Annotated in this window: 20 protein-coding genes and 1 pseudogene; all 21 read left to right on the top strand. The window is 33.0% G+C overall.

Annotation, left to right across the window (positions count from 1 at the left end):
* The first annotated feature begins 1 nt into the window (after position 1).
* Positions 2–910 carry a succinate--CoA ligase subunit alpha gene (gene sucD / locus ACXQH5_RS01840; protein ID WP_000110253.1) on the top strand — a complete coding sequence of 303 codons (909 nt, stop codon included), beginning with the start codon at positions 2–4 and terminating at the stop codon, positions 908–910.
* Between the two features lie 286 nt (positions 911–1,196).
* A pseudogene (locus tag ACXQH5_RS01835) lies at positions 1,197–1,349 on the top strand (cell wall hydrolase); the annotation flags it as partial.
* 27 nt (positions 1,350–1,376) lie between these two features.
* The gene (gene fmhC, locus ACXQH5_RS01830; RefSeq protein ID WP_000672856.1) at positions 1,377–2,621 is read left to right on the top strand and encodes a FemA/FemB family glycyltransferase FmhC; all 1,245 of its coding nucleotides are present in this window, start codon (positions 1,377–1,379) and stop codon (positions 2,619–2,621) included.
* 171 nt (positions 2,622–2,792) lie between these two features.
* Positions 2,793–3,665 (top strand): DNA-processing protein DprA, encoded by an 873-nt coding sequence (gene dprA, locus ACXQH5_RS01825; protein ID WP_000620183.1) that lies wholly within the window; start codon positions 2,793–2,795, stop codon positions 3,663–3,665.
* 172 nt (positions 3,666–3,837) lie between these two features.
* Complete coding sequence (gene topA, locus ACXQH5_RS01820; RefSeq protein WP_001838647.1) at positions 3,838–5,913, top strand: type I DNA topoisomerase; 2,076 nt, start codon at positions 3,838–3,840, stop codon at positions 5,911–5,913.
* 155 nt (positions 5,914–6,068) lie between these two features.
* Complete coding sequence (trmFO, locus tag ACXQH5_RS01815) at positions 6,069–7,376, top strand: methylenetetrahydrofolate--tRNA-(uracil(54)-C(5))-methyltransferase (FADH(2)-oxidizing) TrmFO (protein WP_000195254.1); 1,308 nt, start codon at positions 6,069–6,071, stop codon at positions 7,374–7,376.
* A 417-nt stretch (positions 7,377–7,793) separates the two neighbouring features.
* On the top strand, positions 7,794–8,690 hold the full coding sequence (gene xerC, locus ACXQH5_RS01810) for a tyrosine recombinase XerC (RefSeq protein ID WP_001015609.1): 897 nt from the start codon (positions 7,794–7,796) through the stop codon (positions 8,688–8,690).
* On the top strand, positions 8,687–9,232 hold the full coding sequence (hslV, locus tag ACXQH5_RS01805; RefSeq protein WP_458066453.1) for an ATP-dependent protease subunit HslV: 546 nt from the start codon (positions 8,687–8,689) through the stop codon (positions 9,230–9,232). Before xerC ends, hslV begins: the two co-directional genes overlap by 4 nt.
* 65 nt (positions 9,233–9,297) lie before the next feature.
* Complete coding sequence (hslU, locus tag ACXQH5_RS01800; protein WP_000379054.1) at positions 9,298–10,701, top strand: ATP-dependent protease ATPase subunit HslU; 1,404 nt, start codon at positions 9,298–9,300, stop codon at positions 10,699–10,701.
* Between the two features lie 24 nt (positions 10,702–10,725).
* A complete protein-coding gene (codY, locus tag ACXQH5_RS01795) occupies positions 10,726–11,499 on the top strand; it encodes a GTP-sensing pleiotropic transcriptional regulator CodY (RefSeq protein WP_000055337.1) in 774 nt (257 codons plus the stop codon).
* A 50-nt stretch (positions 11,500–11,549) separates the two neighbouring features.
* On the top strand, positions 11,550–11,642 hold the full coding sequence (locus tag ACXQH5_RS01790) for a hypothetical protein (protein ID WP_031788481.1): 93 nt from the start codon (positions 11,550–11,552) through the stop codon (positions 11,640–11,642).
* Between the two features lie 198 nt (positions 11,643–11,840).
* Positions 11,841–12,608, top strand: coding sequence for a 30S ribosomal protein S2 (gene rpsB / locus ACXQH5_RS01785; RefSeq protein WP_000268484.1), 768 nt, complete (start codon positions 11,841–11,843; stop codon positions 12,606–12,608).
* Positions 12,609–12,641: 33 nt separating this feature from the next.
* Positions 12,642–12,755 carry a hypothetical protein gene (locus ACXQH5_RS01780; RefSeq protein ID WP_031845108.1) on the top strand — a complete coding sequence of 38 codons (114 nt, stop codon included), beginning with the start codon at positions 12,642–12,644 and terminating at the stop codon, positions 12,753–12,755.
* Positions 12,756–12,789: 34 nt separating this feature from the next.
* Complete coding sequence (gene tsf, locus ACXQH5_RS01775; RefSeq protein ID WP_000201386.1) at positions 12,790–13,671, top strand: translation elongation factor Ts; 882 nt, start codon at positions 12,790–12,792, stop codon at positions 13,669–13,671.
* Between the two features lie 136 nt (positions 13,672–13,807).
* Complete coding sequence (gene pyrH / locus ACXQH5_RS01770; RefSeq protein WP_000057330.1) at positions 13,808–14,530, top strand: UMP kinase; 723 nt, start codon at positions 13,808–13,810, stop codon at positions 14,528–14,530.
* Positions 14,531–14,548: 18 nt separating this feature from the next.
* Entirely contained in the window at positions 14,549–15,103 is a 555-nt protein-coding gene (gene frr, locus ACXQH5_RS01765) for a ribosome recycling factor (protein ID WP_001280006.1), read from the top strand.
* Between the two features lie 372 nt (positions 15,104–15,475).
* Positions 15,476–16,246 carry an isoprenyl transferase gene (locus ACXQH5_RS01760; protein ID WP_000473705.1) on the top strand — a complete coding sequence of 257 codons (771 nt, stop codon included), beginning with the start codon at positions 15,476–15,478 and terminating at the stop codon, positions 16,244–16,246.
* Between the two features lie 6 nt (positions 16,247–16,252).
* On the top strand, positions 16,253–17,035 hold the full coding sequence (locus ACXQH5_RS01755) for a phosphatidate cytidylyltransferase (RefSeq protein ID WP_000868413.1): 783 nt from the start codon (positions 16,253–16,255) through the stop codon (positions 17,033–17,035).
* A gap of 211 nt (positions 17,036–17,246) precedes the next feature.
* Positions 17,247–18,533, top strand: coding sequence for an RIP metalloprotease RseP (gene rseP, locus ACXQH5_RS01750; protein ID WP_000121121.1), 1,287 nt, complete (start codon positions 17,247–17,249; stop codon positions 18,531–18,533).
* 19 nt (positions 18,534–18,552) lie between these two features.
* Positions 18,553–20,256 carry a proline--tRNA ligase gene (locus tag ACXQH5_RS01745; protein WP_000814107.1) on the top strand — a complete coding sequence of 568 codons (1,704 nt, stop codon included), beginning with the start codon at positions 18,553–18,555 and terminating at the stop codon, positions 20,254–20,256.
* Positions 20,257–20,519: 263 nt separating this feature from the next.
* Positions 20,520–24,830, top strand: coding sequence for a PolC-type DNA polymerase III (locus ACXQH5_RS01740; protein ID WP_078065168.1), 4,311 nt, complete (start codon positions 20,520–20,522; stop codon positions 24,828–24,830).
* Positions 24,831–24,949 lie beyond the last annotated feature (119 nt).

Below are 24,949 nucleotides of genomic sequence, written 5' to 3'. Positions count from 1 at the left end.
GATGAGTGTATTTATAGATAAGAATACTAAAGTAATGGTACAAGGTATTACAGGGTCTACTGCCCTTTTCCATACAAAACAAATGCTTGATTATGGTACGAAAATAGTAGCAGGTGTGACGCCTGGTAAAGGTGGTCAAGTTGTTGAAGGCGTTCCTGTTTTCAACACTGTTGAAGAAGCTAAAAATGAAACTGGGGCAACGGTTTCAGTCATTTACGTTCCAGCACCATTTGCTGCAGACTCAATTTTAGAAGCAGCTGATGCAGACTTAGATATGGTTATTTGTATCACTGAACATATTCCTGTATTAGACATGGTTAAAGTTAAACGCTACTTACAAGGTAGAAAAACACGTTTAGTTGGTCCAAACTGTCCAGGTGTGATTACAGCAGATGAATGTAAAATTGGTATTATGCCTGGCTATATTCACAAAAAAGGTCATGTTGGTGTAGTATCACGTTCAGGTACACTAACATATGAAGCAGTGCACCAATTGACTGAAGAAGGTATTGGTCAAACTACAGCTGTTGGTATTGGTGGAGACCCAGTCAACGGAACAAACTTTATTGATGTTTTAAAAGCATTCAATGAAGATGACGAAACGAAAGCAGTTGTTATGATTGGTGAAATCGGTGGTACAGCTGAAGAAGAAGCAGCTGAATGGATTAAAGCGAATATGACAAAACCAGTTGTAGGCTTTATCGGTGGACAAACAGCACCTCCTGGAAAACGTATGGGACATGCTGGTGCGATCATTTCAGGTGGTAAAGGTACTGCTGAAGAGAAAATTAAAACATTAAATAGTTGCGGTGTGAAAACAGCGGCAACACCTTCAGAAATTGGTTCAACATTAATTGAAGCTGCTAAAGAAGCAGGTATTTATGAATCATTATTAACAGTTAATAAATAAAGTTAAAAGATGATATAAATGGCTATAGCCCATTCCATACTTTATAAAAGTATCGGAAATGGGCTATTTGTCTTGCGATGAATTTTAGTACACTTTTCATATTTCGGAAAGGCAAGTTAATTATTTTACCTCCTACAATAGATTTCTAAAACAAATCAAATATCTTTCTATAATATATAGTTCGCTATGTTATAATAACAATATATTAAAGCGGGGTTATAGCATCATGAATAAATAACAAAGTAAACTACGTGATTCAATTAGAAAAGTTCGTTTTGGAACATTTTTAAATGGTGATTATGATGGAAAATTAATGAAGTTCCAAAGTTTAGATCAAAACTGGAATAATGGTGGATGGCGTAAAGCAGAGGTTGCACATAAAGTTGTTCATAATTATGAAAATGATATGATTTTTATTAGACCATTTAAAAAAGCATAATTTAAATCGAAGGCAGGACATTGAAATATGAAATTTTCAACTTTAAGTGAAGAAGAATTTACCAACTACACCAAAAAGCACTTCAAACATTATACACAGTCTATAGAATTATATAATTATAGAAATAAAATAAATCATGAAGCACATATTGTGGGAGTGAAGGATGATAAAAATGAAGTTATAGCTGCATGTTTATTAACAGAGGCACGTATTTTTAAATTCTACAAATATTTCTACTCTCATAGAGGTCCTTTACTTGATTATTTCGATGCTAAATTAGTTTGTTACTTTTTTAAAGAATTATCTAAATTCATTTATAAAAATAGAGGAGTATTTATTCTTGTTGATCCATATTTAATAGAGAATTTGAGAGATGCAAACGGTAGGATAATAAAGAATTATAATAATTCAGTGATAGTAAAGATGCTAGGAAAAATTGGGTATCTCCATCAAGGTTATACAACAGGATATTCAAATAAAAGCCAAATTAGGTGGATTTCTGTATTGGATTTAAAAGATAAAGATGAGAATCAACTTTTAAAAGAAATGGAATACCAAACTAGAAGAAATATAAAAAAAACTATTGAGATTGGTGTTAAGGTTGAAGATTTATCTATTGAAGAAACAAATCGATTTTATAAATTGTTTCAAATGGCTGAAGAAAAACATGGTTTTCATTTCATGAATGAAGATTATTTTAAACGAATGCAAGAAATATATAAAGATAAGGCAATGTTAAAGATAGCTTGCATAGATCTTAATGAATATCAAGATAAATTAAAAATACAATTATTGAAAATCGAAAATGAAATGATGACTGTGAACAGAGCATTAAATGAAAATCCAAATTCTAAAAAGAATAAATCTAAATTAAATCAGTTAAATATGCAATTATCTAGTATTAATAATAGAATTAGTAAAACCGAAGAACTAATATTAGAAGATGGACCTGTTTTGGATTTAGCTGCTGCTTTATTTATATGTACTGATGATGAAGTTTATTATCTATCAAGTGGATCAAATCCTAAATATAATCAGTATATGGGCGCATATCATCTACAATGGCATATGATAAAATATGCAAAATCACATAATATTAATAGGTATAATTTTTATGGAATAACAGGCGTCTTTAGTAATGAGGCGGATGATTTTGGTGTACAACAATTTAAAAAAGGTTTTAATGCACATGTTGAAGAATTAATTGGTGATTTCATCAAACCAGTAAGACCAATTCTATATAAATTTGCAAAACTTATTTATAAGGTTTGATTATAAAGTATGTTGGAAATTGAAATTTAAAATTCTTTCCAACATACTTTTCACTTTTTAAGTCGGTATTTTACTCCTTAAATTAACATTACATCGACAATGTTTTTGTATTAGAAATGTAAAACAAAAATAGAATATGATTTTGTATGATTAAAAAAAGGAGTTGATTTATTGATTAGACTATTTTTGCTTAAGTTATACTGGGCACACTTTTCGACTAAACAAATTCATCAATTTTTAATGGCATATCCTAATGTAATTAAAGAGGGGGGCAGAAAAAAAGATAGTTATTTATGTGAATGGGTGAATAGGGAAGAAAATGTTCATTTATTACGTAAATACTATGCTTTTATAAAACTTGATCATAACGATATTATTAAAGAACTGCAGAAATTAAAAGTAAGTTACATTACATATATGGATACTGAATACCCAGTGCTATTAAAAGAAATATATCAATTTCCATTACTTCTTTTCTATAAAGGGAACATAAATTTAATAAATAATATGCATCATTTGGCAGTAGTAGGTGCAAGAGATTCTACAAGTTATACCCAACAGTCTTTAGAATTTTTATTATCAAATGATAAAAGCAAATATTTAACAATTGTTTCCGGCCTTGCTCAAGGAGCTGATGCAATGGCACATCAAATAGCTTTAAAATACAATCTCCCTACAATAGCAGTTTTAGCCTTTGGCCATCAAATACATTATCCCAAAAGTACATTAGCATTAAGAAATAAAATAGAAGAAAAAGGTTTAGTTATATCCGAATATCCACCACATACACCAATTGCTAAATATAGATTTCCTGAGCGCAATAGAATTATCAGCGGTTTGTCAAAAGGGGTTTTAATTACTGAGGCTAAGGAACAAAGTGGCAGTCACATCACGATAGATTTTGCATTAGAGCAAAATAGAAATGTTTATGTTTTACCTGGATCTATGTTTAATCCTATGACAAAAGGTAATTTATTACGTATCCAAGAAGGAGCTAAGGTAGTATTAAACGCTAATGATATATTTGAAGACTACTATATTTAAAACTAAAATAACGAGTTGCTTCATATTTCTTTTGTTACCCTTTGTAATTTATTTTTTAATAAAATCTATAAAAAATAGACAGTGAAAATCATTTGTTTAGATATAAAACGTTGACAAAAGCAAAATTAAGCGTTTATCATTTATCTTTAGTAATTAGATTAGCGAGGGGGAAATGACATTGGCAGATAATTTAGTCATTGTTGAATCGCCTGCAAAAGCAAAAACCATTGAAAAGTATTTAGGTAAGAAATATAAAGTTATAGCTTCAATGGGACACGTCAGAGACTTACCAAGAAGTCAAATGGGTGTCGACACTGAAGATAATTACGAACCAAAATATATAACAATACGCGGAAAAGGTCCTGTTGTAAAAGAATTGAAAAAACATGCAAAAAAAGCGAAAAACGTCTTTCTCGCAAGTGACCCCGACCGTGAAGGTGAAGCAATTGCTTGGCATTTATCAAAAATTTTAGAGCTTGAAGATTCTAAAGAAAATCGCGTTGTTTTCAACGAAATAACTAAAGACGCTGTTAAAGAAAGTTTTAAAAATCCTAGAGAAATTGAAATGAACTTAGTCGATGCACAACAAGCGCGTCGAATATTAGATAGATTAGTTGGCTATAACATCTCGCCAGTTCTTTGGAAAAAAGTAAAAAAAGGGTTGTCAGCGGGTCGAGTTCAATCTGTTGCACTTCGTTTAGTCATTGACCGTGAAAATGAAATTCGAAACTTTAAACCAGAAGAATATTGGACTATTGAAGGAGAATTTAGATACAAAAAATCAAAATTCAATGCTAAATTCCTTCATTATAAAAATAAACCTTTTAAACTAAAAACGAAAAAAGATGTTGAGAAAATTACAGCTGCATTAGATGGAGATCAATTCGAAATTACAAACGTGACTAAAAAAGAAAAAACGCGTAATCCAGCAAACCCATTTACAACTTCTACATTACAACAAGAGGCGGCACGTAAATTAAACTTTAAAGCTAGAAAAACAATGATGGTCGCACAACAATTATATGAAGGTATAGATTTGAAAAAACAAGGTACGATTGGTTTAATAACATATATGAGAACCGATTCTACACGTATTTCAGATACTGCCAAAGCTGAAGCAAAACAGTATATAACTGATAAATACGGTGAATCTTACACTTCTAAACGTAAAGCATCAGGGAAACAAGGTGACCAAGATGCCCATGAGGCTATTAGACCTTCAAGTACTATGCGTACGCCAGAAGATATGAAGTCATTTTTGACGAAAGACCAATATCGATTATACAAATTAATTTGGGAACGATTTGTTGCTAGTCAAATGGCTCCAGCAATACTTGATACAGTCTCATTAGATATAACACAAGGTGACATTAAATTTAGAGCGAATGGTCAAACAATCAAGTTTAAAGGATTTATGACACTTTATGTTGAAACTAAAGATGATAGTGATAGCGAAAAGGAAAATAAACTGCCTAAATTAGAGCAAGGTGATAAAGTCACAGCAACTCAAATTGAACCAGCTCAACACTATACACAACCACCTCCAAGATATACTGAGGCGAGATTAGTAAAAACACTAGAAGAATTGAAAATTGGGCGACCATCAACTTATGCACCGACAATAGATACGATTCAAAAGCGTAACTATGTCAAATTAGAAAGTAAGCGTTTTGTTCCTACTGAGTTGGGAGAAATAGTTCATGAACAAGTGAAAGAATACTTCCCAGAGATTATTGATGTGGAATTCACAGTGAATATGGAAACGTTACTTGATAAGATTGCAGAAGGCGACATTACATGGAGAAAAGTAATCGACGGTTTCTTTAGTAGCTTTAAACAAGATGTTGAACGTGCTGAAGAAGAGATGGAAAAGATTGAAATCAAAGATGAGCCAGCCGGTGAAGACTGTGAAGTTTGTGGTTCTCCTATGGTTATAAAAATGGGACGCTATGGTAAGTTTATGGCTTGCTCAAACTTCCCGGATTGTCGTAATACAAAAGCGATAGTTAAATCTATTGGTGTTAAATGTCCAAAATGTAATGATGGCGACGTCGTAGAAAGAAAATCTAAAAAGAATCGTGTCTTTTATGGATGTTCGAAATATCCTGAATGCGACTTTATCTCTTGGGATAAGCCGATTGGAAGAGATTGTCCAAAATGTAACCAATATCTTGTTGAAAATAAAAAAGGCAAGACAACACAAGTAATATGTTCAAATTGCGATTATAAAGAGGCAGCGCAGAAATAATATTTTTATTTCCTAGAGACATTTTAAGATTGTTAAATAGAATCATTAGTGAATCTTATTTTAAAGATAGTAATGGATTAATCTATATAAGTGCGGATAATATAAACATAACAACATAATTAAAAGACATAAATGACAATAAAAGGAGTATAGAAATGACTCAAACTGTAAATGTAATAGGTGCTGGTCTTGCCGGTTCAGAAGCGGCATATCAATTAGCTGAAAGAGGAATTAAAGTTAATCTAATAGAGATGAGACCTGTTAAACAAACACCAGCGCACCATACTGATAAATTTGCGGAACTTGTATGTTCCAATTCATTACGCGGAAATGCTCTAACTAATGGTGTGGGTGTTTTAAAAGAAGAAATGAGAAGATTGAATTCTATAATTATTGAAGCGGCTGATAAGGCACGAGTTCCAGCTGGTGGTGCATTAGCAGTTGATAGACACGATTTTTCAGGTTATATTACTGAAACACTCAAAAATCATGAAAATATCACAGTTATTAATGAAGAAATTAATGCCATTCCAGATGGATACACAATTATCGCAACAGGACCACTTACTACAGAAACCCTTGCGCAAGAAATAGTGGACATTACTGGTAAAGATCAACTGTATTTCTATGATGCAGCTGCTCCAATTATTGAAAAAGAATCAATTGATATGGATAAAGTTTACTTAAAGTCCCGTTATGATAAAGGTGAAGCTGCCTATTTAAACTGTCCTATGACTGAGGATGAATTTAATCGCTTTTATGATGCAGTATTAGAAGCTGAAGTTGCGCCTGTAAATTCATTTGAAAAAGAAAAATATTTCGAGGGTTGTATGCCTTTTGAAGTAATGGCAGAACGCGGACGCAAGACATTACTATTTGGACCAATGAAACCAGTAGGATTAGAAGATCCAAAGACGGGGAAACGTCCTTATGCAGTGGTTCAATTAAGACAAGATGACGCTGCTGGCACACTCTACAATATTGTTGGCTTCCAAACGCATTTAAAATGGGGAGCTCAAAAAGAAGTTATTAAATTAATTCCAGGTTTAGAAAATGTTGATATTGTTAGATATGGTGTGATGCATAGAAATACCTTCATTAACTCACCGGACGTATTAAACGAGAAATATGAATTGATTTCACAACCAAACATACAGTTTGCGGGACAAATGACTGGTGTTGAAGGTTATGTAGAAAGCGCAGCTAGCGGCTTAGTTGCAGGTATCAATCTTGCGCATAAAATATTAGGCAAAGGTGAGGTAGTATTTCCGAGAGAAACTATGATTGGAAGTATGGCTTACTATATTTCTCATGCTAAAAACAATAAGAATTTCCAACCTATGAATGCTAACTTCGGGTTATTACCATCTTTAGAAACTAGAATTAAAGATAAAAAAGAACGCTATGAAGCACAAGCTAATAGAGCTTTGGATTACTTAGAAAATTTCAAAAAAACTTTATAAAATAGTTAGAAAGACTAGATATGCTATTCATTCTTAAGTCATCAACGAGTAAGTAATGACTTTCTAAATGGAAAATACTTATCCTAGTCTTTTTAATTTTGGAATTGTTACGTATTTCTGACAATTTAGAATTCGTATTCAAAAAAATATCTAAATAAATAACACGCAATAAGTTGATTGATGTAACATGTAAGAGAATGTTTTAAATAAACTTTATTTAAAAGACAATGAAATAATAAATGGCAAGGCTATTAATAAAGACTTTTAGTAATTAATTTAAAAAAGAGGTATTCTAATTAACAGGTTTTCCGATTAGTTACAATTATTTAATTCTCAAAAGATTTAGAATTGATTATCAAATTACTGTAAGCCCTTTGCTGTATATGCTACAATTCTTATTGATGGAGGGTAAATGTATTGAATCATATTCAAGAAGCGTTTTTAAATACATTGAAAGTTGAACGGAATTTTTCGGAACATACATTGAAATCATATCAAGATGACTTAATTCAGTTTAATCAATTTTTAGAACAAGAACATTTACAGTTGAATACTTTTGAATACAGAGATGCTAGAAATTATTTGAGCTATTTATATTCAAATCATTTGAAAAGAACATCTGTTTCTCGTAAAATCTCAACGTTAAGAACTTTCTATGAATATTGGATGACGCTTGATGAGAACATTATTAATCCATTTGTTCAATTAGTACATCCGAAAAAAGAAAAATATCTTCCGCAATTCTTTTACGAAGAAGAAATGGAAGCGTTATTTAAAACTGTAGAAGAGGACACTTCAAAAAGTTTACGGGATCGAGTTATTCTTGAATTGTTATATGCTACAGGCATCCGTGTTTCGGAATTAGTTAATATTAAAAAACAAGATATAGATTTTTACGCGAATGGTGTTACCGTATTAGGAAAAGGGAGCAAAGAGCGCTTTGTACCGTTTGGTGCTTATTGTAGACAAAGCATCGAAAATTATTTAGAACATTTCAAACCAATTCAGTCATGCAATCATGATTTTCTTATTGTAAATATGAAGGGTGAAGCAATCACTGAACGCGGTGTACGATATGTTTTGAATGATATTGTTAAACGAACAGCAGGCGTAAGTGAGATTCATCCCCACAAGCTCAGACATACATTTGCAACGCATTTATTGAATCAAGGTGCAGACCTAAGAACAGTACAATCGTTATTAGGTCATGTTAATTTGTCAACAACTGGTAAATATACACACGTATCTAACCAACAATTAAGAAAAGTGTATCTAAATGCACATCCTCGAGCGAAAAAGGAGAATGAAACATGAGTAATACAACATTACATGCAACAACAATTTATGCTGTAATACATAATGGGAAAGCAGCTATGGCTGGAGATGGGCAAGTAACGCTTGGTCAACAAGTCATCATGAAACAAACGGCAAGAAAAGTGCGACGTTTATATGAAGGTAAAGTGTTAGCTGGTTTCGCAGGTAGTGTAGCAGATGCGTTTACGTTATTTGAAAAATTCGAAACAAAATTACAACAGTTTAGTGGTAACTTAGAAAGAGCTGCTGTTGAATTGGCACAAGAATGGCGAGGCGATAAACAATTACGTCAATTAGAAGCTATGCTAATTGTAATGGATAAAGATGCTATTTTAGTTGTCAGTGGAACTGGCGAAGTTATTGCCCCAGATGATGACCTTATCGCTATTGGATCAGGAGGCAACTACGCATTAAGCGCAGGACGTGCATTGAAGCGCCATGCATCGCATTTGTCTGCTGAAGAAATGGCATATGAGAGCTTGAAAGTAGCGGCTGATATTTGTGTCTTTACCAACGATAATATTGTTGTCGAAACACTATAATAATCAGAGCACGATAAATAATTACGAGCAATTAATTTTAGTTAAAAGACGGAGGAATGAAATTAATGGATACAGCTGGAATAAGATTAACTCCAAAAGAAATCGTATCTAAATTAAATGAATACATCGTTGGACAAAATGATGCTAAACGTAAAGTGGCAATTGCCCTACGTAATCGATACAGAAGAAGTTTATTAGATGAGGAATCAAAGCAAGAAATTTCACCTAAAAATATTTTGATGATTGGTCCAACCGGCGTTGGTAAAACTGAAATTGCAAGAAGAATGGCCAAGGTTGTCGGCGCACCATTTATAAAAGTAGAAGCTACTAAATTTACTGAGGTAGGTTATGTAGGACGAGATGTTGAAAGTATGGTTAGAGATCTTGTTGATGTTTCAGTAAGATTAGTCAAGGCGCAGAAAAAATCATTGGTACAAGATGAAGCAACAGCTAAGGCCAATGAAAAACTTGTTAAGTTATTAGTTCCAAGTATGAAAAAGAAAGCATCTCAAACGAATAATCCTTTAGAGTCACTTTTCGGAGGTGCAATTCCAAATTTCGGACAAAATAACGAAGATGAAGAAGAACCACCTACTGAGGAAATTAAAACAAAACGTTCTGAGATTAAGAGACAATTAGAAGAAGGCAAACTTGAAAAAGAAAAGGTAAGAATTAAAGTCGAACAAGATCCTGGTGCTTTAGGTATGCTAGGTACAAATCAAAATCAGCAAATGCAAGAGATGATGAATCAATTAATGCCTAAAAAGAAAGTTGAGCGAGAAGTTGCTGTTGAGACGGCAAGGAAAATCTTAGCTGATAGTTATGCGGATGAACTAATTGATCAAGAAAGCGCTAACCAAGAAGCACTTGAATTAGCAGAACAAATGGGTATCATCTTTATAGATGAAATCGACAAAGTTGCGACGAATAATCATAATAGTGGTCAAGATGTCTCAAGACAAGGTGTTCAAAGAGATATTTTACCTATACTTGAAGGTAGCGTTATTCAAACCAAATATGGTACTGTGAATACTGAACATATGCTGTTTATAGGTGCTGGAGCTTTCCATGTATCTAAGCCGAGTGACTTGATACCAGAATTGCAAGGTCGTTTTCCGATTAGAGTTGAACTTGATAGTTTATCGGTAGAAGATTTTGTAAGAATTTTGACAGAACCAAAATTGTCATTAATTAAACAATATGAAGCATTGCTTCAAACAGAAGAAGTTACTGTAAACTTTACCGATGAAGCAATTACTCGCTTAGCTGAGATTGCTTATCAAGTAAATCAAGATACAGACAACATTGGTGCACGTCGACTTCATACAATTTTAGAAAAGATGTTAGAAGATTTATCATTCGAAGCACCAAGTATGCCGAATGCAGTTGTAGATATTACCCCACAATATGTTGATGATAAATTAAAATCAATTTCAACAAATAAAGATTTAAGTGCATTTATTCTATAAAAATATACAAAAGGAGAAAAATTCATGAGCTTATTATCTAAAACGAGAGAGTTAAACACGTTACTTCAAAAACACAAAGGTATTGCGGTTGATTTTAAAGATGTAGCACAAACGATTAGTAGCGTAACTGTAACAAATGTATTTATTGTATCGCGTCGAGGTAAAATTTTAGGGTCGAGTCTAAATGAATTATTAAAAAGTCAAAGAATTATTCAAATGTTGGAAGAAAGACATATTCCAAGTGAATATACAGAACGATTAATGGAAGTTAAACAAACAGAATCAAATATTGATATCGACAATGTATTAACAGTTTTCCCACCTGAAAACAGAGAATTATTCATAGATAGTCGTACAACTATCTTCCCAATTTTAGGTGGAGGAGAAAGATTAGGTACATTAGTACTTGGTCGAGTACATGATGATTTTAATGAAAATGATTTGGTACTAGGTGAATATGCTGCTACAGTTATTGGTATGGAAATCTTACGTGAGAAGCATAGTGAAGTAGAAAAAGAAGCGCGCGATAAAGCTGCTATTACAATGGCAATTAATTCATTATCTTATTCTGAAAAAGAAGCAATTGAACATATCTTTGAAGAACTTGGCGGTACAGAAGGCCTATTAATCGCATCAAAAGTTGCAGATAGAGTTGGTATTACTAGATCTGTAATTGTAAATGCACTACGTAAATTAGAAAGTGCTGGTGTAATTGAATCACGTTCTTTAGGAATGAAAGGTACTTTCATTAAAGTTAAAAAAGAAAAATTCTTAGATGAATTAGAAAAAAGTAAGTAAGTCGATGAGTCTGGGACATAATTCAATGTCCTAGTCGTGACGATGTTATCTTGGCAGTAGTCAACGAAATGACTTTGATGATTATGTTGAAGTCATTTCTTTATTTTTGTCTAATTTTCAATCAAATTGATATTCCACATTAACATGATAGAATTACCTTTAAATTTATGAAAAAATGCTTGAAAAACATTTGCTTTAGACACGGCATTATGTTATATTTATTTTCGGCTATAAAGCCAATACACACATATCAAACGTGATTGTGTAAAGGGTGCAATATTTGTATATTGTCTTTACAATAGTTTGCTATGGAGGTAATTAACCAATAGGAGGAATTTATAATGGCAGTAATTTCAATGAAACAATTACTAGAAGCGGGTGTTCACTTCGGTCACCAAACACGTCGTTGGAACCCAAAAATGAAAAAATATATCTTCACTGAGAGAAATGGTATTTATATCATCGACTTACAAAAAACAGTGAAAAAAGTAGACGAGGCATACAACTTCTTGAAACAAGTTTCAGAAGATGGTGGACAAGTCTTATTCGTAGGAACTAAAAAACAAGCACAAGAATCAGTTAAATCTGAAGCAGAACGTGCTGGTCAATTCTACATTAACCAAAGATGGTTAGGTGGATTATTAACTAACTATAAAACGATCTCAAAACGAATCAAACGTATTTCTGAAATTGAAAAAATGGAAGAAGATGGTTTATTCGAAGTATTACCTAAAAAAGAAGTAGTAGAACTTAAAAAAGAATACGACCGTTTAATCAAATTCTTAGGCGGAATTCGTGATATGAAATCAATGCCTCAAGCATTATTCGTAGTTGACCCACGTAAAGAGCGTAATGCAATTGCTGAAGCTCGTAAATTAAATATTCCTATCGTAGGTATCGTTGACACTAACTGTGATCCTGACGAAATTGACTACGTTATCCCAGCAAACGACGATGCTATCCGTGCGGTTAAATTATTAACTGCTAAAATGGCAGATGCAATCTTAGAAGGTCAACAAGGCGTTTCTAATGAAGAAGTAGCTGCAGAACAAAACATCGATTTAGATGAAAAAGAAAAATCAGAAGAAACAGAAGCAACTGAAGAATAATCAACTGTTGAATCTGACTTAGATATAGTTTAAATGGGTGATAAGATATTAATGCTTATCACCTTTTTTAAAAAGAAAATCGAGGCAAATTACAAATATTCAATTAGAGTATTGGCAATCTTGTCTATAATAATGCTAAAATCATAATATATAAAATGATAACTTATTGGAGGAATAATGAATGGCAACTATTTCAGCAAAACTTGTTAAAGAATTACGTGAAAAAACTGGCGCGGGTATGATGGATTGTAAAAAAGCGCTAACTGAAACTGATGGTGACATCGATAAAGCGATTGACTACCTACGTGAAAAAGGTATTGCTAAAGCAGCTAAAAAAGCAGACCGTATTGCGGCTGAAGGTTTAGTACATGTAGAAACTAAAGGTAACGACGCAGTTATCGTAGAAATCAACTCTGAAACAGACTTTGTTGCTCGTAACGAAGGATTCCAAGAGTTAGTTAAGGAAATCGCTAATCAAGTATTAGATACAAAAGCTGAAACTGTTGAAGCTTTAATGGAAACAACTTTACCAAATGGTAAATCAGTTGATGAAAGAATTAAAGAAGCAATTTTAACAATCGGTGAAAAATTAAGTGTTCGTCGTTTTGCTATCAGAACTAAAACTGATAACGATGCTTTCGGCGCTTACTTACACATGGGTGGACGCATTGGTGTATTAACAGTTGTTGAAGGTTCAACTGACGAAGAAGCAGCAAGAGACGTTGCTATGCATATCGCTGCAATCAACCCTAAATATGTTTCTTCTGAACAAGTTAGCGAAGAAGAAATCAACCACGAAAGAGAAGTTTTAAAACAACAAGCATTAAATGAAGGTAAACCAGAAAACATCGTTGAAAAAATGGTGGAAGGACGTTTACGTAAATACTTACAAGAAATTTGTGCTGTAGATCAAGACTTCGTTAAAAACCCTGATGTAACAGTTGAAGCTTTCTTAAAAACAAAAGGTGGAAAACTTGTTGACTTCGTACGCTATGAAGTAGGCGAAGGTATGGAAAAACGCGAAGAAAACTTTGCGGATGAAGTTAAAGGACAAATGAAATAATCTGTCATAAAGTAAAACAAGGAAGAAGACACCTTTAATGTTGCTTTATTAAAATGTAAATCATTCTAATAAAACGACAACTGTGTCTTCTTTACTTGTATATGTTACATATATTCACGATAGAGAGGATAAGAAAATGGCTCAAATTTCTAAATATAAACGTGTAGTTTTGAAACTAAGTGGTGAAGCGTTAGCTGGAGAAAAAGGATTTGGCATAAATCCAGTAATTATTAAAAGTGTTGCTGAGCAAGTGGCTGAAGTTGCTAAAATGGACTGTGAAATCGCAGTAATCGTTGGTGGCGGAAACATTTGGAGAGGTAAAACAGGTAGTGACTTAGGTATGGACCGTGGAACTGCTGATTACATGGGTATGCTTGCAACTGTAATGAATGCCTTAGCATTACAAGATAGTTTAGAACAATTGGATTGTGATACACGAGTATTAACATCTATTGAAATGAAGCAAGTGGCTGAACCTTATATTCGTCGTCGTGCAATTAGACACTTAGAAAAGAAACGTGTAGTTATTTTTGCTGCAGGCATTGGAAACCCATACTTTTCTACAGATACTACAGCGGCATTACGTGCTGCAGAAGTTGAAGCAGATGTTATTTTAATGGGCAAAAATAATGTAGATGGTGTATATTCTGCAGATCCTAAAGTAAACAAAGATGCGGTAAAATATGAACATTTAACGCATATTCAAATGCTTCAAGAAGGTTTACAAGTAATGGATTCAACAGCATCCTCATTCTGTATGGATAATAACATTCCGTTAACTGTTTTCTCTATTATGGAAGAAGGAAATATTAAACGTGCTGTTATGGGTGAAAAGATAGGTACGTTAATTACAAAATAAATTTAGAGGTGTAAAATAATGAGTGACATTATTAATGAAACTAAATCAAGAATGCAAAAATCAATCGAAAGCTTATCACGTGAATTAGCTAACATCAGTGCAGGAAGAGCTAATTCAAATTTATTAAACGGCGTAACAGTTGATTACTATGGTGCACCAACACCTGTACAACAATTAGCAAGCATCAATGTTCCAGAAGCACGTTTACTTGTTATTTCTCCATACGACAAAACTTCTGTAGCTGACATCGAAAAAGCGATAATAGCAGCTAACTTAGGTGTCAACCCAACAAGTGATGGTGAAGTGATACGTATTGCTGTACCTGCCTTAACAGAAGAACGTAGAAAAGAGCGCGTTAAAGATGTTAAGAAAATTGGTGAAGAAGCTAAAGTATCTGTTCGAAATATTCGTCGTGATATGAATGATCAGTTGAAAAAAGATGAAAAAAATGGCGACATTACTGAAGATGAGTTGAGAAGTGGTACTGAAGATGTTCAGAAAGCAACAGACAATTCAATAAAAGAAATTGATCAAATGATTGCTGATAAAGAAAAAGATATTATGTCAGTATAAAACTAATATACAATGACATATTAAAATGCCAGTATTAAACGATAATGTAACATTTAAAATGGGCATGTTTAATTAAATCAAAGATGCATGTGATAATTTAAATTCACAATGAGCATAAAAATGGTGTTTAAACAAGTTAATTAAACATATACTATATAAATAATAGGCATTAGGTATATTGCTATAATAAAGTTATGTAATTTTTAACCTCAGTATGTATGTCACATTTCTGGTGTAAACTGTACCGAGTCAGACTTTGGTACAGTTTTTTTATTTGCTTATTCAATGCATTAAATGAGTATGATAAAATGATAATGATTGTTTAGTAACTTATACTATATGACAGAGATGATCAGGCTCGGAGGAAAGACCATGTTTAAAAAGCTAATAAATAAAAAGAACACTATAAATAATTATAATGAAGAATTAGACTCGTCTAATATACCTGAACATATCGCTATTATTATGGATGGTAATGGGCGATGGGCTAAGAAACGAAAAATGCCTAGAATTAAAGGTCATTACGAAGGTATGCAAACAATAAAAAAAATTACTAGGGTAGCTAGTGATATTGGTGTTAAGTACTTAACTTTATATGCCTTTTCCACTGAAAATTGGTCAAGACCTGAAAGTGAAGTAAATTATATTATGAATTTGCCTGTCAATTTCTTAAAGACATTTTTACCGGAACTAATTGAAAAAAATGTCAAAGTTGAAACAATTGGATTTACTGATAAGTTGCCAAAATCAACGATAGAAGCAATAAATAATGCTAAAGAAAAAACAGCTAATAATACCGGCTTAAAATTAATATTTGCAATTAATTATGGTGGCAGAGCAGAACTTGTTCATAGTATTAAAAATATGTTTGACGAGCTTCATCAACAAGGTTTGAATAGTGATATCATAGATGAAACATATATAAACAATCATTTAATGACAAAAGACTATCCTGATCCAGAGTTGTTAATTCGTACTTCAGGAGAACAAAGAATAAGTAATTTCTTGATTTGGCAAGTTTCGTATAGTGAATTTATCTTTAATCAAAAATTATGGCCTGACTTTGACGAAGATGAATTAATTAAATGTATTAAAATTTATCAGTCACGTCAAAGACGCTTTGGCGGATTGAGTGAGGAGTAGTATAGTATGAAAGTTAGAACGCTGACAGCTATTATTGCCTTAATCGTATTCTTGCCTATCTTGTTAAAAGGCGGCCTTGTGTTAATGATATTTGCTAATATATTAGCATTGATTGCATTAAAAGAATTATTGAATATGAATATGATTAAATTTGTTTCAGTTCCTGGTTTAATTAGTGCAGTTGGTCTTATCATTATTATGTTGCCACAACATGCAGGGCCATGGGTACAAGTAATTCAATTAAAAAGTTTAATTGCAATGAGCTTTATTGTATTAAGTTATACTGTCTTATCTAAAAACAGATTTAGTTTTATGGATGCTGCATTTTGCTTAATGTCTGTGGCTTATGTAGGCATTGGTTTTATGTTCTTTTATGAAACGAGATCAGAAGGATTACATTACATATTATATGCCTTTTTAATTGTTTGGCTTACAGATACAGGGGCTTACTTATTTGGTAAAATGATGGGTAAACATAAGCTTTGGCCAGTAATAAGCCCGAATAAAACAATCGAAGGATTCATAGGTGGCTTGTTCTGTAGTTTGATAGTGCCTCTTGCAATGTTATATTTTGTAGATTTCAATATGAATGTATGGATATTACTTGGAGTGACATTGATTTTAAGTTTATTTGGTCAATTAGGTGATTTAGTGGAATCAGGATTTAAGCGTCATTTCGGCGTTAAAGACTCAGGTCGAATACTACCTGGACACGGTGGTATTTTAGACCGATTTGACAGCTTTATGTTTGTGTTACCATTATTAAATATTTTATTAATACAATCTTAATGCTGAGAACAAATCAATAAACGTAAAGAGGAGTTGCTGAGATAATTTAATGAATCTCAGAACTCCTTTTGAAAATTATACGCAATATTAACTTTGAAAATTAGACGTTATATTTTGTGATTTGTCAGTATCATATTATAATGACTTATGTTACGTATACAGCAATCATTTTTAAAATAAAAGAAATTTATAAACAATCGAGGTGTAGCGAGTGAGCTATTTAGTTACAATAATTGCATTTATTATTGTTTTTGGTGTACTAGTAACTGTTCATGAATATGGCCATATGTTTTTTGCGAAAAGAGCAGGCATTATGTGTCCAGAATTTGCGATCGGTATGGGGCCAAAAATTTTTAGTTTTAGAAAAAATGAAACACTTTACACTATTAGGTTATTGCCTGTTGGTGGATATGTTCGTATGGCAGGAGATGGCTTAGAAGAGCCACCAGTCGAGCCTGGTATGAACGTTAAAATTAAACTGAATGAAGAAAATGAAATAACACATATCATATTAGATGATCATCATAAGTTTCAACAAATTGAAGCGATCGAAGTTAAAAAATGTGATTTTAAAGATGACTTATTCATAGAAGGTATTACTGCTTATGATAACGAAAGACATCATTTTAAAATTGCTAGAAAGTCTTTCTTTGTTGAAAATGGTAGCTTAGTTCAAATTGCTCCGAGAGACAGACAATTTGCACATAAAAAGCCATGGCCGAAATTTTTAACATTATTTGCGGGACCGTTATTTAACTTTATATTAGCTTTAGTCCTATTTATTGGTCTTGCATATTATCAAGGTACACCTACTTCTACTGTAGAACAAGTCGCAGATAAGTATCCAGCTCAACAAGCAGGCTTACAAAAAGGCGATAAAATTGTCCAAATTGGCAAATATAAAATATCTGAATTTGATGATGTTGATAAGGCGTTAGATAAAGTTAAAGATAATAAGACGACTGTTAAATTTGAACGTGATGGTAAAACAAAGTCAGTTGAATTAACACCTAAAAAGACTGAAAGAAAACTGACTAAAGTAAGTTCAGAGACGAAGTATGTTCTCGGATTCCAACCAGCGAGTGAACATACACTCTTCAAACCAATTGTATATGGATTTAAAAGCTTTTTAATCGGTAGTACTTATATTTTTACAGCTGTAGTCGGTATGTTGGCTAGTATATTTACGGGCGGATTCTCATTTGATATGTTAAATGGTCCAGTTGGTATTTATCATAACGTCGACTCAGTTGTTAAAGCGGGTATCATTAGCTTAATTGGTTACACTGCGTTATTAAGTGTAAACTTAGGTATTATGAATTTAATTCCTATTCCTGCACTAGACGGTGGTCGTATTTTATTTGTTATATATGAAGCGATTTTCAGAAAACCAGTTAATAAAAAAGCGGAAACAACGATTATCGCTATTGGTGCCATTTTCATGGTCGTTATTATGATATTAGTAACGTGGAATGATATTCGACGATATTTCTTATAATTTAGGAGGATAAATAATTATGAAGCAATCCAAAGTTTTTATACCAACGATGCGTGATGTGCCATCAGAAGCAGAAGCACAAAGTCATCGTTTATTATTGAAATCGGGTTTGATAAAACAAAGTACAAGTGGGATTTATAGTTATTTACCGCTAGCAACACGTGTGTTAAATAATATTACTGCAATTGTGCGACAAGAAATGGAACGTATCGATTCTGTTGAAATTTTAATGCCAGCGTTACAACAAGCTGAATTATGGGAAGAATCAGGACGTTGGGGTGCATATGGCCCAGAATTAATGCGTTTACAAGATAGACATGGAAGACAATTTGCATTAGGTCCAACACATGAAGAATTAGTTACATCAATAGTAAGAAATGAATTGAAATCATACAAACAATTACCGATGACATTATTCCAAATTCAATCTAAATTCCGTGATGAAAAGAGACCACGTTTTGGTTTACTTCGTGGTCGTGAATTTATTATGAAAGATGCGTATTCATTCCATGCTGACGAGGCATCATTAGATCAAACGTATCAAGATATGTATCAAGCGTATAGCCGTATTTTTGAGAGAGTTGGCATTAACGCAAGACCAGTAGTTGCAGATTCAGGTGCTATTGGCGGTAGCCATACACATGAATTTATGGCATTAAGTGCTATCGGTGAGGATACAATCGTTTACAGTAAAGAAAGTGACTATGCTGCTAATATCGAAAAAGCAGAAGTCGTTTACGAACCAAATCATAAGCATACTACTGTGCAATCTTTAGAAAAAATTGAAACACCAAATGTTAAGACTGCGCAAGAATTGGCAGACTTCTTAGGTAGACCAGTAGATGAAATCGTTAAAACGATGATTTTCAAAGTTGATGGCGAATATATTATGGTTTTAGTGCGTGGACATCATGAAATTAATGACATTAAATTAAAATCTTATTTCGGCACAGATAATATTGAATTAGCAACACAAGACGAAATTGTTAATTTAGTTGGTGCAAATCCTGGTTCACTAGGTCCTGTAATTGATAAAGAAATCAAAATTTATGCAGATAATTTTGTGCAAGATTTAAATAATTTAGTTGTCGGGGCTAACGAAGATGGTTATCACTTAATTAATGTAAATGTAGGTAGAGACTTCAACGTTGATGAATACGGCGATTTCCGTTTTATTTTAGAAGGCGAAAAGTTAAGTGATGGTTCAGGCGTTGCACATTTTGCTGAAGGTATTGAAGTTGGTCAAGTATTCAAATTGGGTACTAAGTATTCAGAATCAATGAATGCTACATTCTTAGATAACCAAGGAAAAGCCCAACCTTTAATTATGGGTTGTTACGGAATTGGAATTTCTAGAACGCTAAGTGCGATTGTTGAACAAAATCACGATGATAATGGAATTGTTTGGCCTAAATCAGTTACTCCATTTGATTTACATTTAATTTCTATTAATCCTAAGAAAGATGATCAACGAGAACTAGCGGATGCACTATATGCTGAATTTAATACTAAATTTGATGTGTTGTACGATGATCGTCAGGAACGTGCTGGTGTCAAATTTAATGATGCCGATTTAATTGGTTTACCACTGCGAATTGTTGTTGGTAAACGTGCATCGGAAGGTATTGTAGAAGTTAAAGAACGTTTAACAGGTGATAGCGAAGAAGTCCACATTGATGACTTAATGACTGTCATTACAAATAAATATGATAACTTAAAATAATTAAGATCGAATGAATTATAAGAGTAGGAAAAAGCTGAAAGAAATCTGATGCTTATGTCCTGCTCTTATTATTTTTGATATAATGATTATTCGATGAAAAATGAATGAAGACATAGTATAATTAAAGATAAATTTGTTTTAACAATATTATGATTAGCCAAATATAAAGCATTTAATTTTCTATCATTACTATGCTCACATAATCTAAATATTGTTCGAACACGTAAAAGTAATTTCTATTTAAGGTGGTAATTGTCTTGGCAATGACAGAGCAACAAAAATTTAAAGTGCTTGCTGATCAAATTAAAATTTCAAATCAATTAGATGCTGAAATTTTAAATTCAGGTGAACTGACACGTATAGATGTTTCTAACAAAAACAGAACATGGGAATTTCATATTACATTACCACAATTCTTAGCTCATGAAGATTATTTATTATTTATACATGCAATAGAGCAAGAGTTTAAAGATATCGCCAACGTTACATGTCGTTTTACGGTAACAAATGGCACGAATCAAGATGAACATGCAATTAAATACTTTGGGCACTGTATTGACCAAACAGCTTTATCTCCAAAAGTTAAAGGTCAATTGAAACAGAAAAAGCTTATTATGTCTGGAAAAGTATTAAAAGTAATGGTATCAAATGACATTGAACGTAATCATTTTGACAAGGCTTGCAATGGAAGTCTTATCAAAGCGTTTAGAAATTGTGGTTTTGATATCGATAAAATCATATTCGAAACAAATGATAATGATCAAGAACAAAACTTAGCTTCTTTAGAAGCACATATTCAAGAAGAAGACGAACAAAGTGCACGATTGGCAACAGAGAAACTTGAAAAAATGAAAGCTGAAAAAGCGAAACAACAAGATAACAACGAAAGTGCTGTCGATAAGTGTCAAATTGGTAAGCCGATTCAAATTGAAAATATTAAACCAATTGAATCTATTATTGAGGAAGAGTTTAAAGTTGCAATAGAGGGTGTCATTTTTGATATTAACTTAAAAGAACTTAAAAGTGGTCGTCATATCGTAGAAATTAAAGTGACTGACTATACGGACTCTTTAGTTTTAAAAATGTTTACTCGTAAAAACAAAGATGATTTAGAACATTTTAAAGCGCTAAGTGTTGGTAAATGGGTTAGGGCTCAAGGTCGTATTGAAGAAGATACATTTATTAGAGATTTAGTTATGATGATGTCTGATATTGAAGAGATTAAAAAAGCGACAAAAAAAGATAAGGCTGAAGAAAAGCGTGTAGAATTCCACTTGCATACTGCAATGAGTCAAATGGATGGTATACCAAATATTGGTGCGTATGTTAAACAGGCAGCAGACTGGGGACATCCAGCCATTGCGGTTACAGACCATAATGTTGTGCAAGCATTTCCAGATGCTCACGCAGCAGCGGAAAAACATGGTATTAAAATGATATACGGTATGGAAGGTATGTTAGTTGATGATGGTGTTCCGATTGCATACAAACCACAAGATGTCGTATTAAAAGATGCTACTTATGTTGTATTCGACGTCGAGACAACTGGTTTATCAAATCAGTATGATAAAATCATCGAGCTTGCAGCTGTGAAAGTTCATAACGGCGAAATCATCGATAAGTTTGAAAGGTTTAGTAATCCGCATGAACGATTATCGGAAACGATTATCAATTTGACGCATATTACTGATGATATGTTAGTAGATGCCCCTGAGATTGAAGAAGTACTTACAGAATTTAAAGAATGGGTTGGCGATGCGATATTCGTAGCACATAATGCTTCGTTTGATATGGGCTTCATCGACACGGGATACGAACGTCTTGGATTTGGACCATCTACGAATGGTGTTATCGATACATTAGAATTATCTCGTACGATTAATACTGAATATGGTAAACATGGTTTAAATTTCTTAGCTAAAAAATACGGTGTAGAATTAACGCAACATCACCGTGCCATTTATGATACAGAGGCAACAGCTTACATTTTCATAAAAATGGTTCAACAAATGAAAGAATTAGGCGTATTAAATCATAACGAAATCAACAAAAAACTTAGTAATGAAGATGCATATAAACGTGCAAGACCTAGTCATGTCACATTAATTGTACAAAATCAACAAGGTCTTAAAAATCTATTTAAAATTGTAAGTGCATCATTGGTGAAGTATTTCTACCGTACGCCTCGAATTCCACGTTCATTGTTAGATGAATATCGTGAGGGATTATTGGTAGGTACAGCGTGTGATGAAGGTGAATTATTTACGGCAGTTATGCAGAAGGACCAGAGCCAAGTTGAAAAAATTGCCAAATATTATGATTTTATTGAAATTCAACCACCGGCACTTTATCAAGATTTAATTGATAGAGAGCTTATTAGAGATACTGAAACATTACATGAAATTTATCAACGTTTAATACATGCAGGTGACACAGCGGGTATTCCTGTTATTGCGACAGGAAATGCACACTATTTGTTTGAACATGATGGTATCGCACGTAAAATTTTAATAGCATCACAACCCGGCAATCCACTTAATCGCTCAACTTTACCGGAAGCACATTTTAGAACTACAGATGAAATGTTAAACGAGTTTCATTTTTTAGGTGAAGAAAAAGCGCATGAAATTGTTGTGAAAAATACAAACGAATTAGCAGATCGAATTGAACGTGTTGTTCCTATTAAAGATGAATTATACACACCGCGTATGGAAGGTGCTAACGAAGAAATTAGAGAACTAAGTTATGCAAATGCGCGTAAACTGTATGGTGAAGACCTACCTAAAATCGTAATTGATCGATTAGAAAAAGAATTAAAAAGTATTATCGGTAATGGATTTGCGGTAATTTACTTAATTTCGCAACGTTTAGTTAAAAAATCATTAGATGATGGATACTTAGTTGGTTCCCGTGGTTCAGTAGGTTCTAGTTTTGTAGCGACAATGACTGAGATTACTGAAGTAAACCCGTTACCGCCACACTATATATGTCCGAACTGTAAAACGAGTGAATTTTTCAATGATGGTTCAGTAGGATCAGGATTCGATTTACCTGATAAGACGTGCGAAACTTGTGGAGCGCCACTTATTAAAGAAGGACAAGATATTCCGTTTGAAACATTTTTAGGATTTAAAGGAGATAAAGTTCCTGATATCGACTTAAACTTTAGTGGTGAATATCAACCGAATGCCCATAACTACACAAAAGTATTATTTGGTGAGGATAAAGTATTCCGTGCAGGTACAATTGGTACAGTTGCTGAAAAGACTGCTTTTGGTTATGTTAAAGGCTATTTGAATGATCAAGGCATCCACAAAAGAGGCGCTGAAATAGATCGACTCGTTAAAGGATGTACAGGTGTTAAACGTACAACTGGACAGCATCCAGGGGGTATTATTGTAGTACCTGATTACATGGATATTTATGATTTTACGCCGATACAATATCCTGCCGATGATCAAAATTCAGCATGGATGACGACACATTTTGATTTCCATTCTATTCATGATAATGTATTAAAACTTGATATACTTGGACACGATGATCCAACAATGATTCGTATGCTTCAAGATTTATCAGGGATTGATCCAAAAACAATACCTGTAGATGATAAAGAAGTTATGCAGATTTTTAGTACACCTGAAAGTTTGGGTGTTACTGAAGATGAAATTTTATGTAAAACAGGTACATTTGGGGTACCAGAATTCGGTACAGGATTCGTGCGTCAAATGTTAGAAGATACAAAGCCAACAACATTTTCTGAATTAGTTCAAATCTCAGGATTATCTCATGGGACAGATGTGTGGTTAGGTAATGCTCAAGAATTAATTAAAACAGGTATATGTGATTTATCAAGTGTAATTGGTTGTCGTGATGATATCATGGTTTATTTAATGTATGCTGGTTTAAAACCATCAATGGCTTTTAAAATAATGGAGTCAGTACGTAAAGGTAAAGGTTTAACTGAAGAAATGATTGAAACGATGAAAGAAAATGAAGTGCCGGATTGGTATTTAGATTCATGTCTTAAAATTAAGTACATGTTCCCTAAAGCCCATGCAGCAGCATACGTTTTAATGGCAGTACGTATCGCATATTTCAAAGTACATCATCCACTTTATTACTATGCATCTTACTTTACAATTCGTGCGTCAGATTTTGATTTAATCACGATGATTAAAGATAAAACAAGCATACGAAATACTGTAAAAGACATGTATTCTCGCTATATGGATCTAGGTAAAAAAGAAAAAGACGTATTAACTGTTTTGGAAATTATGAATGAAATGGCGCATCGAGGTTATCGAATGCAACCGATTAGTTTAGAAAAGAGTCAAGCGTTCGAATTTATCATTGAAGGCGATACACTTATTCCGCCGTTCATATCAGTGCCTGGGCTTGGTGAAAACGTTGCGAAACGAATTGTTGAAGCTCGTGACGATGGACCATTTTTATCAAAAGAAGATTTAAACAAAAAAGCTGGTTTATCTCAGAAAATTATTGAGTATTTAGATGAGTTAGGCTCATTACCGAATTTACCAGATAAAGCTCAACTTTCGATATTCGATATGTAAAATGAAATAATCAAGGTATTTATTTAATGCGTATGGCGTAGTTAAAGAAATACAAAATTGTTGCTGGACACAAAATTATGCCTGTATTTCTTTTTAACGTCTTACGAGTCTATTCGAAT

The organism is Staphylococcus sp. SA22 (genome assembly GCF_054165785.1).
This window is presented reverse-complemented; position numbering and strand designations above follow the sequence as displayed.

Coding starts and splice junctions, on each gene's coding strand:
- fmhC (WP_000672856.1), top strand. CDS start 1,377: ATGAAATTTTCAACTTTAAGTGAAGAAGAATTTACCAACTACACCAAA.
- ACXQH5_RS01740 (WP_078065168.1), top strand. CDS start 20,520: ATGACAGAGCAACAAAAATTTAAAGTGCTTGCTGATCAAATTAAAATT.
- ACXQH5_RS01780 (WP_031845108.1), top strand. CDS start 12,642: ATGGGTGATAAGATATTAATGCTTATCACCTTTTTTAAAAAGAAAATC.
- frr (WP_001280006.1), top strand. CDS start 14,549: ATGAGTGACATTATTAATGAAACTAAATCAAGAATGCAAAAATCAATC.
- trmFO (WP_000195254.1), top strand. CDS start 6,069: ATGACTCAAACTGTAAATGTAATAGGTGCTGGTCTTGCCGGTTCAGAA.
- hslU (WP_000379054.1), top strand. CDS start 9,298: ATGGATACAGCTGGAATAAGATTAACTCCAAAAGAAATCGTATCTAAA.
- ACXQH5_RS01760 (WP_000473705.1), top strand. CDS start 15,476: ATGTTTAAAAAGCTAATAAATAAAAAGAACACTATAAATAATTATAAT.
- ACXQH5_RS01745 (WP_000814107.1), top strand. CDS start 18,553: ATGAAGCAATCCAAAGTTTTTATACCAACGATGCGTGATGTGCCATCA.
- codY (WP_000055337.1), top strand. CDS start 10,726: ATGAGCTTATTATCTAAAACGAGAGAGTTAAACACGTTACTTCAAAAA.
- sucD (WP_000110253.1), top strand. CDS start 2: ATGAGTGTATTTATAGATAAGAATACTAAAGTAATGGTACAAGGTATT.
- pyrH (WP_000057330.1), top strand. CDS start 13,808: ATGGCTCAAATTTCTAAATATAAACGTGTAGTTTTGAAACTAAGTGGT.
- tsf (WP_000201386.1), top strand. CDS start 12,790: ATGGCAACTATTTCAGCAAAACTTGTTAAAGAATTACGTGAAAAAACT.
- ACXQH5_RS01755 (WP_000868413.1), top strand. CDS start 16,253: ATGAAAGTTAGAACGCTGACAGCTATTATTGCCTTAATCGTATTCTTG.
- hslV (WP_458066453.1), top strand. CDS start 8,687: ATGAGTAATACAACATTACATGCAACAACAATTTATGCTGTAATACAT.
- topA (WP_001838647.1), top strand. CDS start 3,838: ATGACATTGGCAGATAATTTAGTCATTGTTGAATCGCCTGCAAAAGCA.
- rpsB (WP_000268484.1), top strand. CDS start 11,841: ATGGCAGTAATTTCAATGAAACAATTACTAGAAGCGGGTGTTCACTTC.